The 11,974-nt window shown below is 73.8% G+C and carries 13 protein-coding genes; 7 read left to right on the forward strand and 6 right to left on the reverse strand.

The window, feature by feature from the left end; all coding sequences use genetic code 11:
- Positions 1–79 precede the first annotated feature (79 nt).
- Entirely contained in the window at positions 80–2,512 is a 2,433-nt protein-coding gene (locus tag ACN9M0_RS14060) for a YfhO family protein (protein WP_426403672.1), read from the forward strand.
- Here ACN9M0_RS14060 and ACN9M0_RS14065 read toward each other — a convergent pair.
- The 4 genes from ACN9M0_RS14065 to ACN9M0_RS14080 form a co-directional block, all read right to left on the reverse strand.
- A complete protein-coding gene (locus tag ACN9M0_RS14065) occupies positions 2,428–2,832 on the reverse strand; it encodes a hypothetical protein (protein WP_366037883.1) in 405 nt (134 codons plus the stop codon). The genes ACN9M0_RS14060 and ACN9M0_RS14065 overlap by 85 nt on opposite strands.
- Complete coding sequence (locus ACN9M0_RS14070) at positions 2,829–3,479, reverse strand: GNAT family N-acetyltransferase (RefSeq protein ID WP_366037884.1); 651 nt, start codon at positions 3,477–3,479, stop codon at positions 2,829–2,831. The genes ACN9M0_RS14065 and ACN9M0_RS14070 overlap by 4 nt, the downstream gene beginning before the upstream one ends.
- Before the next feature lie 42 nt (positions 3,480–3,521).
- The gene (locus ACN9M0_RS14075; RefSeq protein WP_399698787.1) at positions 3,522–4,034 is read right to left on the reverse strand and encodes a GNAT family N-acetyltransferase; all 513 of its coding nucleotides are present in this window, start codon (positions 4,032–4,034) and stop codon (positions 3,522–3,524) included.
- Between the two features lie 183 nt (positions 4,035–4,217).
- Complete coding sequence (locus tag ACN9M0_RS14080) at positions 4,218–5,231, reverse strand: helix-turn-helix domain-containing protein (RefSeq protein WP_426403673.1); 1,014 nt, start codon at positions 5,229–5,231, stop codon at positions 4,218–4,220.
- A gap of 232 nt (positions 5,232–5,463) precedes the next feature.
- Between ACN9M0_RS14080 and ACN9M0_RS14085 the strand changes: the two genes are divergently transcribed.
- The gene (locus ACN9M0_RS14085) at positions 5,464–5,835 is read left to right on the forward strand and encodes a peptidase inhibitor family I36 protein (protein ID WP_366037887.1); all 372 of its coding nucleotides are present in this window, start codon (positions 5,464–5,466) and stop codon (positions 5,833–5,835) included.
- Positions 5,836–5,869: 34 nt separating this feature from the next.
- Positions 5,870–6,751, forward strand: a complete 882-nt coding sequence (locus ACN9M0_RS14090; RefSeq protein WP_366037888.1) for a hypothetical protein — start codon at positions 5,870–5,872, stop codon at positions 6,749–6,751.
- A 108-nt stretch (positions 6,752–6,859) separates the two neighbouring features.
- Here ACN9M0_RS14090 and ACN9M0_RS14095 read toward each other — a convergent pair whose 3' ends face one another.
- The gene (locus tag ACN9M0_RS14095; RefSeq protein WP_399698742.1) at positions 6,860–7,597 is read right to left on the reverse strand and encodes a DUF2625 domain-containing protein; all 738 of its coding nucleotides are present in this window, start codon (positions 7,595–7,597) and stop codon (positions 6,860–6,862) included.
- Between the two features lie 63 nt (positions 7,598–7,660).
- Between ACN9M0_RS14095 and ACN9M0_RS14100 the strand changes: the two genes are divergently transcribed.
- Genes ACN9M0_RS14100 through ACN9M0_RS14110 form a run of 3 tightly spaced genes read left to right on the forward strand, consistent with a single transcriptional unit; the run spans position 7,661 to position 9,266 of the window.
- Positions 7,661–8,032, forward strand: coding sequence for a PadR family transcriptional regulator (locus tag ACN9M0_RS14100; protein ID WP_366037890.1), 372 nt, complete (start codon positions 7,661–7,663; stop codon positions 8,030–8,032).
- Positions 8,029–8,601, forward strand: a complete 573-nt coding sequence (locus ACN9M0_RS14105) for an HAAS signaling domain-containing protein (protein WP_366037891.1) — start codon at positions 8,029–8,031, stop codon at positions 8,599–8,601. The genes ACN9M0_RS14100 and ACN9M0_RS14105 overlap by 4 nt, the downstream gene beginning before the upstream one ends.
- A 59-nt stretch (positions 8,602–8,660) precedes the next feature.
- Positions 8,661–9,266 carry a GNAT family N-acetyltransferase gene (locus ACN9M0_RS14110; RefSeq protein WP_366037893.1) on the forward strand — a complete coding sequence of 202 codons (606 nt, stop codon included), beginning with the start codon at positions 8,661–8,663 and terminating at the stop codon, positions 9,264–9,266.
- 476 nt (positions 9,267–9,742) lie between these two features.
- Here ACN9M0_RS14110 and ACN9M0_RS14115 read toward each other — a convergent pair whose 3' ends face one another.
- Entirely contained in the window at positions 9,743–10,864 is a 1,122-nt protein-coding gene (locus ACN9M0_RS14115) for an LUD domain-containing protein (RefSeq protein ID WP_426403674.1), read from the reverse strand.
- 157 nt (positions 10,865–11,021) lie between these two features.
- Between ACN9M0_RS14115 and sigJ the strand changes: the two genes are divergently transcribed.
- The gene (gene sigJ, locus ACN9M0_RS14120) at positions 11,022–11,960 is read left to right on the forward strand and encodes an RNA polymerase sigma factor SigJ (protein WP_426403675.1); all 939 of its coding nucleotides are present in this window, start codon (positions 11,022–11,024) and stop codon (positions 11,958–11,960) included.
- The last annotated feature ends 14 nt before the right edge of the window (positions 11,961–11,974 follow it).

Raw genomic sequence — 11,974 nt, forward strand, 5'->3', positions numbered from 1 at the left:
GACCTTCAGACGACCATCGCGTGAACTGGCCTGCCGGGCCCGTCCCTTCCCGTGGGGGCGCTGGCATATTCGATGCGTCATGCCGAACGTCACGCGCTCCCAGCCGCTCTCCGCCCTCCCCGTCGGCCCCGCCCTCCCCGTCGGCCCCGTCGGCCCGAAAGCCCCGGCTCTCGCCGCGCTGCTCAGCGTCGTCGCCGTCTGCGGCGGGGACGCCGTCGCCCGGGTCTTCCCCTTCGGGCCGCGCCACCGGGCCGTCAACGACCTCGCCAACCAGTTCGTGCCCTTCCACGCGCACCTGTGGGACCTGCTGCGGGGCCGGGCGGACGGCGGGCCGCTGCTCGACTGGCAGGGCGGCTGGGGCACCAGCTTCCTGCCCGACTACGGCACCTACCTGTCGAGCCCCTTCGCACCGCTGGTCGCGCTCTTCCCGCGCGGGGACATCGAGTACGCGGTGTACGGGATCACCGTCCTGAAGACGGCGGTCGCGGCGGCCGCGATGACGTTCCTGCTGCGGCGGATCGGCCCGGCCGGGGTGTGGTGGTGGGCGTCCGTGCTCGGCGCCGCGTACGCGCTGTGCGGCTGGTCGCTCGCGGAGGGCACGTACAACCCGATGTGGCTGGACGGCCTGATCGCCTTCCCGCTGCTCTGCCTGGTGGGCGAGTGGGTACGGGAGGGCCGGCGGCCGCTCCTGGGCCCCCTGGTGGTGGCGGTCTGCTGGCTCGCGAACTTCTACACGGCCTACATGGCCACCCTCGGCGCCGCCCTGGTGCTCCTGGTCCGCCTGGCGCTCACGGACTCCTTCCGGTGGCGGACGGTGCTGCGGGCGGCGGTGGCGACGGCCCTCGGGATCGGTCTCGCGGCCCCCGTCCTGGTGCCGGTCTTCCTCGGCTCCCGGCACGCCTACCCGGGCGTGGTCCGGGACTTCGCCCCGGCGGCCGGCACGGACTTCCTGGCCCGGCTGCTCCCGGTGACGTACAGCTTCGCGACCCCGGCGGCCTTCGTCAGCACGGCGGTGCCGCTGCTCGCGGGGGCCCTGCTGTTCCGCCGGGACGTGCCCGGCAGGGAGCGGTGGCTGTGGGCGGGCCTGTGCGCGGCGGTGGCCCTGTCGATGCAGTGGGGCCCCACACATCTCGTCTGGCACGTCTTCGCCACCCCGAACGGCAGCCCGTACCGCCAGACCTTCGTCCTGTCCGGCGTCCTCGTCCTCGCCGCCTGGTCGGGCCTCGCCCACGGACTCCCGGACCGCAGGTCGCTGCTCGGCGGGGCGGCGGCGGTCCTGGCCCTCACGGCGGGGGCCCTGCCGAGCCCCCTCGTCACCCCCTGGGCGCTGCTCCTCGCGGGCGTGGGTCTGGCGGCGGTGGCGGGTGCGCTGCTGCTGCCGGGGCGGGGCCGGTACGGGGTACTGGCCGCGCTCCTGGTCACGGGCACGCTGCTCGGGCAGGCGGCGGCGACGACGGCGTACGCGGACCGGGAGCGGCTCTCCCGGCTCGACGACTACCCGCCGTGGGGCGCGGAGCACGAGCGGCGGGCGGCGGCCCTGGCGGCGGCCGACGGCTGGCCCGCGTACCGCACGGACTCCGGCCTTCCCCGGGTCGCGGGCAACGATCCGCTGCTCCTGGGCGGTCAGGGCGCGGCGTACTACAGCAGCCACACCCCGGCGGTCCTGACGGAGACGCTCGCGGCGCTCGGCGGCGGCTGGACCTCGCGCGGCCGGAACCTGCTGAGCCTGGACAACCCGGTCACGGACGCGCTGTTCGGGGTGGGCGCGCGGTGGCGGGACGGCGCGGTCGTCCGTACGGACACGCACCTGCCGCTGGTGACGGTACGGCCGCCGGGCCCGCCCCCGGTCTACGGCCCGTCCCCCTTCCGCAACCAGGAACTCCTCCTCGGCGCCCGGGTGTACGCGTCCCCGCACGCGGGCGCGTGCCCGGTCGGTACGGAGGTCTTCGTCTGGTCCCCGGACGCGACGGGCACGGCCCGCCTCGGCGACCACGAGACCCGCCTCCTGGGCGGAGGACCGAAACGGCGCGCGGCCCTGGCGTCCCTGGGTGTCCAGCGCGTGCCCGGCGTGAAGCCGGACCTGCCGGACCCCGGCGGGGAACTCGGCTGCCTGGACCACGACCGCCTGCGAGCGGCGGTGACGGCCCTGCGCGCCCGCTCGGCGACCTCGATCCACGTCACCTCCTCCGGCATCCGGGCCACCCTCCCCCCGGGCGGGGGCACGGCGGTGATCGCCGCCCCGCGCATCGCGGGCTGGCACTGCGAGGGCGCCCCGGCCACGTCGTACGGCGGCCTCCTGGCCGTCCCGGTCCGCGACGGCCGGCTCTCCTGCGCGTTCCGCCCCCCGGGCCTGCGGGCGGGCCTGGCGGCGGGGGCTCTGGCGGCGCTGCTGCTCCTGGGCGTGGTCCTGGCGGGGCGCCGGACCCGTCACGACCGGGCGATCGCCTCGCTGACGGCCGCGCCGGTGGGCGGGATGACGAGCGCCGCCTCCCGGAGCGCCGGCGGCAGGTGACGCCGCCGGTCCTCGTGGAAGAGGAGGGCGGGGCAGCCCACGGGCAGGATGACGGCCCCCAGCGCGTCGGCGAGCCGGGCGAGCACGTCGAGCACGGCGCCGCGCGAGATGTGCATCGCCGTCAGGTACGCCGGGTCGTCGGCTCCTCCGCCCCGGACGTCGATCTCCGCCGTACCTCCGTCCTCCGCACGCAGGAGGACCTCCCCGAGGTCCGGCGCCCCCGCCACCACGTACGGCTCGACCACCCGGGCGAACCGCTCGACGTCGAGGCCTGCGAACTCGCCGTCCACGAACCGGAAGAGAAACGTCTCCGCGCTCACGGCCCCTCGACCCCGAAGAACTCCTCGCTGCCCTTCAGGCCGGTCACGGTCACCGGCAGGTGGTCCTGGGCGGCCCAGTCCTCGCGGGAGAGGCGGAAGCGGAGGGATTCGACGACCTCGCCGTGGAGGACGTCGCGGGTGATGCCGTCGGGGCGGTAGCCGAGCTTGCGGGAGACGGTCGCCGAGGAGTGGTTGTCGGTGAAGGACAGCGACGTCGCCGAGACCGTGCCGAGCTCCGCGAACGCCAGGTGCAGCATGGCGACCCGCATCTCGGTGCCGAGGCCCCTGCCCTGGTGGTCGAGGCCGATCCACGATCCGGAGATGATCTCGCGCCGGACGCCGAAGTCCACGGCCCGCACGTCCTGAACACCGATGGGGCGCCCCTCGTGGAAGGCGACGAGGTTCAGCTCCCAGTTCTGCGGGGTCCACCGCCCGAGGCGGCTCCAGTGCAGCTGGATCACGTGCCGGGCCCGCTCGGCGGGCGGCAGGTCGGTCCACGGCGTCAGGAACGGCCGGGCGCCCGGGGCGTGGACGCCCCGGGCTGCGACGTCGGCCACCTCGGCGAGCTCCTCCTCGGAGGGGAGCCGCAGCTCCAGGCGGGCGGACCGTACGCGGAGGGCCATCAGCGGCCAGTGGTCGGTGAGCACGGGGGCGAGTCTGCACAGCCGCCCCGCCCGACCGCATCTCGTTTACGGGGCGTTCCGCAGCTCCCAGCGGACCTCGCCGTCCTGCCGCTCGTCCGTCGGCGCGAGGCCCGCCGCGCGGGCCACGGCCGCCGAGGCCGCGTGGTCGGGGTGGACGTGGGCGACGACGGTACGGACGCCCCGGTCGACGAGCAGCCCGACGAGCCCCTGGGCCGCCTCGCGGGCGATCCCCCGTCCCTGCCGGTCCGTCCCGATCACCCAGGCGACCTCGGCGGCCCGCCCGCCGTCGGTGACCGTCGCCTGCACGGTCCCGGCGAGCCGGTCCTCGGCGCGGAGCCGCACCACCCAGTTGCACCAGACGACCGCCGGGTCGGGCGACCCGGCGACCAGCCGCTCGTACCGGGCACGCAGCTCGGGAGCGGTCAGCGGGGCGCCGCCGATGAAGGCGTGGAGGGCGGGGTCGGCGAGGACCCCGGCCATCTCGCCGGCGTGCGCGACGGCGAGCGGCACGAGGTCGAGCCGCCGGGTCCGTACGGTCGCGGCGGCGAGGCCCCCCACGCCCCGATTCCGTACGGTTGCGGCGGCGACGTCGGCCACGCCCCGATTCCGTTCGGTCGCGGGCGCGAGGTCGCCCGCGCCTGTCCTCTCTTCGTTCTTCACGCGTCGAAGTCCCAGATCCCTTGGTCGTTGTTCCCGGTCATTGTGTTCCCTCCTCCCGCAGTCGGCCGAACGGCTCCGAGCCTAGGAAGGCACCACCCGTCCCGCTGTGCACCCGGCGCGGGCCTCCTTGACGCTCAGCGCGCGGAACTCCGTGGGGGTGAGTCCGTACGCCGCCCGGAAGGCACGGCTGAAGACGGCCGGCCCGCTGAACCCCCAGCGCGCGGCGACGGCCTGCACGGGAAGCCCGAGGAGCTCGGGGCGGGCGAGGTCGTCACGGCACCGCGCGAGGCGGCGGCGCCGGATGCGGGCGTGGACGGTCTCTCCGTCGCCGTGCGCCCGGAACAGCTGGTGGAGGGTCCGTACGGAGATGTGGTGGGCTGCGGCGACGGCGGCCGGGGTGAGGTCGGGGTCGCCGAGGTGGGCGTCGACGAAGGTGTGGATCCGCTGGAGGAGGGCCCGCGCCCGGGCCTCGGCGGGGAGCTGCTCCTCGGCGTCGAGGTTCTGGGCGAGGCAGGCGGCGACGAGGTCGACGACGACGGAGCCGAGCCGCGGCAGGTCCTCGGGCGCGCACTGGCCGGCGTGGCCCTCCAGGGAGCCGAGGAAGCCGGCGAGGACCGCCCCGAGTCCGTGCCCGCCGGGGATCCGGCTGGCGAGCAGCCGGTCGATCCGCCGGGCGCGCAGGGGCAGGACGTCACGCGGGAGCTGGAGCATGGTCAGGTGCACGGGCCCCGAGGCGGCGGGCATGGCCGCGTCGGAGGGCCGCGAGGTGTCCCAGAAGACCAGGTCGCCCACGCCGACGCTGCAGTCGTTCCGGTGCTGGGACAGGACGGTGGCGCCCCGCCGGATCAGCCCCAGCTGGTACTGCTCCGGATCGCCGCGCCGGATCAGGGCGGGCGTACGGCGTGAGCGCAGGGGCGAGAAGGCGAACCGTGCGACGCGGACGGTCTTGAGGTCCAGCACGGCCGCCTCGGCCTGGAAGTCGGCGGGCCGCTCGACGCTGAGCGCGGTGGGCATCACCTCCCGCGTGACCAGGTCCGCGAACCAGTCGAACCGTTCCCGCGCGGGCAGTTCCTCCGCTGAGACCACTGACCACATCACACGCTCCCCCGATCGATCTTGCCGTCAGTCAGCGGCCAGAATGCAGCGGCGCGATCGCGTTTGTCGCCGGGTTTCCCGCTCGGCGTGGCGCGTCCGGAACGCCACCTGACCTGCGCTTCAACGGTCGCACGTTGAGGGGATGTTGAACGTTGATTGACCTTCCGTTGGCCGCCGCTGACAGCCTCATGCCGAACCGGAGACCCGGTCCATGAGAAACGGAGAGCACCTCGTGAACTTCAAGCGATCCCTCGTCGCCCTCGGCATGGCGGCGGGCGTTGCCCTCGGCGCCGCGGCCGTCGCGCCGGCCGCGAACGCCGCCCCGGCCGGCTGCGCCAGCGGTGGTCTGTGCGTGTACTGGAACACCAACTACCAGGGCAGCGTCCAGACCGTCTACCAGAACAACGCGGACCTCACCGGGTACGCGAACTTCAACACCGCGCTGCACGGCTCCGCCTTCAACAACGGCAACAGCTGCAACGTGGTGCTCTGGAAGGCCACGAACTACCAGGGCACCGGCTGGGCGCTCGACCGTGGCACCGGCTGGACGGACATCGGCGACAACCTGAGCACCATCGGCTCCAACAAGTGGTGCACGTACTAGTTCGATGAGCAGCTCCAGGAGACGCACCGCAGCCGTGGCGCTGCTTCTGGGTCTCGGTGCCGCCGGATGCTCGACGTCCGGCGGCACCGCCGCACCCGGCCCCGCGCCGCTCCCCGCCCCGCGCCCTTTCCAGGGCGTCACCCACTACCCCGCGCCGCAGAACGCGGCCCTGCACGCGGCGGAGGAGGACCTCGTCGCCGCCTGCATGAAGCGGCGCGGATTCACGTACCGCCCCCAGCCGCTGGCCACCGGGGACCACCTCTCCGACCTCAACCCGTACGGGCTGCTCAGCGTCCCGCAGGCGGTGAACGACGGCTACGGCATCACGAGCACCGCGCTCTCGCTGCGCCCGCCGGCGGACGTCAACGCCGCCGAGGGCAGGAACAAGCGCTGGAAGGAGGCGCTGCTCGGCACCCCCGCCCACCGGGTGGACCTGGCGATGCCGCTGAAGCGGACGTTCTTCTACCACTCGGACTCCTGCGTCAGCGACGCCAAGTCCCGCCTCTTCGGGCCGGATTACTACAAGCTCTACAACACCTTCCAGGTCCTGGGCGACGCGGTGGTCGAGAAGGTCAGGACCGACCGCCGGTACCTCGCGGCGCAGGACTCCTGGCGCGCCTGCATGAAGGAGGCGGGAGCGGAGGCGAAGGCGTTCGGCGATCCGCAGAGCGCGGTGGACCGGCAGCTCCGGCAGGCCGGGCAGGACCAGGCCAAGCTGCACGCGGTCGCCGGGGTCGAGCTGAAGCTGTCCAGGGCGGACGCGGACTGCCAGGCCGGGGCCGCACTCACCGCCGCCGTCTCGGCCGCGCAGAAGGACGCCGAGAAGAAGCTGGGCGCGGGCCACGCGGACGAGCTCGCCGCGCTCCGGACCATGCGGGAGAAGGCCCTCGCGACGGCGGGACCCGTCAGGCCCTAAGGGGTGCCTTGCCGATCACGCCGCGAGCCCGGCCTGATCGACAAGACAGGCCCTAAGGGGTGCCTTGCCGATCACGCCGCGAGCCCGGCCTGATCGACAAGACACCCCCTAGACGTCCCCGAGGAAGCCGGGATCGGTCCCGTCGAACTGCAGGCCCGTCTCCTTGGCGAGGCCCAGCAGCTGCTCCAGGGGGACGACCGCGCGGCTGGTCGCGGACAGGTCCTGGTGTGCCTCGGCGGACCACAGGGGCGGATAGAGGCTGAGCCCCTCCCCTCCGGTGAGTCCCGGCACCTCGTCCCGCCAGCCGGGCCAGCGCAGCCCCTCGTAGAACTCCTCGGTGCCCCCGCCGAGCACCCACGACAGCCAGGCGCCGTACCCGGCGCCGATCGCGTCCCAGCGCAGTGAGTCGGGCGCGAAGTAGACCATCTCGCCGGGCCGGCCCGGCAGTCCGGTCTCCTCCTCCGTGCCGCCCTGGATCGCGAAGGTCCCGCCGAGCACGTCGTGCGCGACGACGAGCCCGGCCTCGGGGCGCCAGGCGGCGTCGGGTTCGGCGGGGTAGGCGTTGACGCGGGCGAGGCCGGGCAGGCGCCGGGGGTTGTGGGCGGCCGGGCTGCCGTACACGCGCAGCCAGCCGTCGTCGACGAGCATCCCGCCGGTGTGCAGGACGAACGCCCCCAGGTACGAGCGGACGGTGACCTGCGTCTGGAGGAGCGTGGCCGCCGCCCGCCCGGGGTCGGGCTGCAGCACCTCGACGGGCACCTTCGCCGCCCGCAGCTCCGCTTCGAGCGGCGGCCACGCCGGCTCGTCGACCTCGGTCAGCTCGCTCAGTCCACGCAGTTCTCGCACCCGGGCATCCTCGCACGCGGTTCTCCGTTGATCGGGGGCACGCTCGGGGGTATCTTGCATTACATGGTTCCTGGCGAAGCAAGATCAGAGGCGACCGGGAAGGTCGCCAGTCAGCTGCGCAAGGGCGTGCTGGAGTACTGCGTCCTCGCCCTGCTGCGCGACGGTCCGCGCTACGGCGTCGAGATCCTCGACGAACTGGCCGCCGTCAGCGTCATGACCACCAGCCAGGGCACGATCTACCCCCTGCTGTCCCGACTTCGCCGCGACGGTCTCGTCGACACCGAACTGCGCGAGTCGGCCACCGGGCCCGCCCGCCGCTACTACACGCTCACCACGCCCGGCAGGACCGCGCTCGCCGAGTTCACCGAGAGCTGGCCGCGTTTCCGCGACGGCGTCGACCACTTCCTGACCGCACCCCACGGAGGCTCCGCATGACCGGCACCGAACACCCCCTCGTGACCGACTACCTGGCCACGATCGCGCGGGAGGCGTCCTTCCTGCCCGCCGGGCGCCGCGAGGAACTCCTCGCCGACCTGCGCGAACACCTCGCGGTCGCCGTCGGGGACGAGCAGGACCCCGAGGCCGTCCGGACGGCCCTCGAACGGCTCGGCAGCCCCTCGGCCATCGTGGCCGCCGCCCGCGCGGAGGAGCCGGAGGCGTCGGCCGCGCCCGAGGCCCCGAAGGGCAAGACCCCGACGCGGAACGTCGTCACCGCGGTCCTGATCGGCATCACGGGGCTCTCCGGCCTCGGCGGCTCCCTGCCCGCCGTGGCCGCCCTGATCGTGGGTCTCGTCCTGCTGTGGACGTCCGGCGCGTGGGACCGGGGCACCAAGGTCCTGGCGACCGCCCTCACCCTCGCGACCCCGGTCGTGGTCGCGCTCGGCGCGTTCCTCCTGGCCGCCCGCTTCGACCCGATGGAGCTGCTCGTCATCCTCGCCGTGGGCATCGCCCTGCCGGCCGTGGCGGCCGTGCGCCTGCTCCGCACCGCACCCAGGGCCGCCTGACCAGGCCCCGAGTGCGACGGGGCCACCCCCTCGCCGACCAAGATCATCACGGGTGCAGAATGACCCGTATGCCCCTAGCAAACACACCGAAGACGGCCACGATCGACGACGCTCGCACGGTCGGCCACACACTGGCCTCCGCCTTCGGCGACGACCCGATGATGCGCTGGTTCTTCCCCGACGGCACCTCGCGCGAGACGGACCTCGTCCGCTACTTCACGACCCTCTTCACCCGGCAGTACGGCCTCCACGGCGTCTGCGAGCGGACCGAGTCGGCCGCCGCCTTCTGGGTGTCGCCCGAGGGCGCGGACAAGGCCGTCCCCGACGCGGAGACCATCCAGCAGCTCGTGGAGATCCTCGGCGACCGCGCCCCGGTCTTCCAGGAGGCCGTGATGGCGGCCGCCGAGCACGGGCCGACCGAGCCCCACTGGTACCTCGCCGTCATCGGCGCCGACCCCGCCGCCCGGGGCCAGGGCCACGGCTCGGCCCTCCTCCGCTCGGGCCTCGCCAAGGCGGACGCGGCGGGCCTGCCGGTCTACCTGGAGTCCTCGAAGCCGGACAACCTGCCGGTGTACGAGCACTTCGGCTTCGTCGTACGCGACGAGTTCGAACTGCCGGGCGGCGGGCCGGTCCTGTGGTCCATGAAGCGCGAGCCCCGCGCCTAAGGGTGGCCCTGCCACAGGTGGCGCCGGAGCAGCACGTTCGCGTCCGTCACCGCACTGTGGTCGAACCGCTCCCGGGCCTCCCGCCGTTCCCGTACGAACAGCGCACACGCGACACAGTGCGGTACGGGCTCCGGCGGGCGGCTCAGGTCGGGTACGGGCCCCGCCACCCCCGCCCTGGCCCGCCCGTTGGCCGCCCGCACGCCCGCGCTCAGCCGCTCGGCGGGCGTGGCCGGGCGCAGATCGGCGGGACCCGCCTGCCACTCGCGCCCCCACCGACCGGCCGAATCATCACATAGGGCCCGGCGTCCCCTTCGACGGTGGCGACGAGCCGGCTGATCGCTTCGATGTCCGTCGCGCGGGATGTGGATCACGTGGTCATGTGGATCACCGTCACACCTCAAGCGTGATTGAGGTCAAGCGCAGGCCCTGAGCCGACGTTCCGACACTGGTCGAGGCAGCGCGGACTCCGGGCCGGGTCAGTATCCGATGGCTTCCCGGAGAAGCAGCACGGTGCCGCGCCCCGGGCGGGGTTCCGCGTTGAGGATGAGCAGGCGGTTGACGGCGCTGGGCATCCCGTACACCGCCTGGGCGCGGACGTTCTCCAGCGGGAGGGCGTGCTCCTCGACGCGGCGCAGCGCGGTGCTCAGGTCGGGCACCACCTTCTGCGCGCCGACGATCCAGACCGCGTGGGCGGCGCCGCCCGCGTTGGCGGGGAGTTGGCTGCCGCTGCCCGAGGCGAGGACGAGCGAGCCGGTCTCGGTGACGGCGGCGACGCTGTTGACGACGAAATCGGGGCTGGCGACCAGCTTTCGGATCTCGTCGGCGCCGGTGGCACGGTCGATGCCCAGGACGCGCGGCCGGATGGCGTCGTACTGGCCGCCGGCGTTGATGTCCTCGTCGATGCCGGACAGTCGGAGGGTCTCGCTGGCCCCGGTGAGCACGCCGGCGCCCTCGGGGAGCAGGTCCTTGACGCGGGCGCGCGCGGCCGCGGCGTCGTCGAGGATCTCGGCGGCGAAGCCGTTGGCGCGCAGCGCGGCGGCCACCCGCTCCAGCCGTTCGGCCGATGCCGGGTCGGCGAAGGACGCGGCCGGAACCGGGGTGGCCGTGGCGTCCGCCGGGGTGGCCGTGGCGTCTGCCGGGCTGGTCCCGGGGCTCTGTGCCGCACGGGGCGCCGTGCCCGCCAGCGGGGAGGTGTCGAGGTACCTGATCTCGTACACCCGCTCGGCGAACTTCCAGCCCTCCGCAGTGCGCTGGTAACGGTCGTGGTAGACGGCGTAGTTGACACCCTGGCGTCCGTCGAGAGCGCGCCCGAGTTCCTGGATGTAGGCGCGGCCGGTCGCGGTGTCGCCGTCGAGCGTGATCGTGCCGGGGTGTGTGGTCTGTACGAAGAAGTCCCAGTTGCTCTGCAGCCGCTCGCCCACGGCACGGATCTCCTCGCGGCCGACCATCTCGGCGGGGATGTCGGGCATGCGCAGGGCGCCGTCCGCCGTGAACAGCGACGCCATGCGGGGTCGGTCGCGCATCATCGCCGCGTCGGTGAACTCGCCGCGCAGTGCCTCGATCTCGACGCGGTCCGCGGTGGCCTGGAAGTCGTTCATCGAAGTCGCCTCTCCGTCGTGTCGTTCGTCCTCGCCGGTACGACAACGCGGCCCTGCGGAATGTGAGGCGGCGCGTCGGCCTCACATTCCGGTGCGCTGTCCTGTCGTAACGGGTAGCGGGTAGGGGGCGGAAGCGAGCGAGGGAGACGGCCAGACCATGACCACCAGAGCCGAGCCCGGCGGCGATGAGAGCGATCCGGGCCTCAGCGCGATCATGAGCGAGCGGCGCCGGCTGATCAACCTCGGCTATCGGCTCCTCGGGTCCCTCGCCGACGCCGAGGACGTCGTGCAGGAGACCTACGCCCGCTGGTACGCGATGTCCGCGCGGGAGCAGCGGGCCATCGAGTCGCCCGGCGCCTGGCTGGTGACGGTCGCCAGCCGCATCTGCCTGAACCTGCTCGGCTCGGCGCGGGCCAGGCGGGAGACGTACGTGGGCGACTGGATCCCCGAACCGCTGCCCGAGCCCACGGAGTGGACCACCGGGCGCTCCGGCGCCGACGGGATCGACCCGGCGGATCGAGTCACCCTCGACGAGTCGGTGACGATGGCCTTCCTGGTCGTCCTCGATGCGATGACTCCGGCCGAGCGGGTCGCGTTCGTCCTGCACGACGTCTTCCGCTACCCCTTCGGCGAGGTCGCCGAGATCGTCGGCCGCACTCCGGCGGCGTGCCGCCAACTGGCGTCGTCCGCCCGCCGTCGCATCCGCACGGCGCAGTCTCCGGCGGGCCCGGGTGCCGGGCAGGCTGTCGTCGTCAGGCAGTTCAGAACGGCGTGGGAGGTCAAGGACATCGACGCCCTGATCAGCCTGCTCGACCCCGACGCCACCGCGACCGCCGACGGCGGCGGGCTGGCCCCCACCCACCTGCGCCCGATCGTGGGCGGTGAGCGGATCGCACGCGCCTACGCCGAGATCGCGCGTCTGTGGGACGGCCGCACGACGTTCGTGGAGTGCGCGGTCAACGGCCTGCCCGGCTTGGTGGCGCGGCAGGGCGGCAGCATCGCGACCGTGTACGCGTTCGAGATCGCGGAAGGCCGGATCAGGCATATCTGGGCGGTACGAAACCCCGAGAAGCTCCGTCCCTGGCGGAGCGACTGAGGAGACGGTCTCAA

Origin of the sequence: Streptomyces sp. R-07, from assembly GCF_049913175.1 — a bacterium.
In the GTDB taxonomy this organism is placed as follows: Bacteria; Actinomycetota; Actinomycetes; order Streptomycetales; family Streptomycetaceae; genus Streptomyces.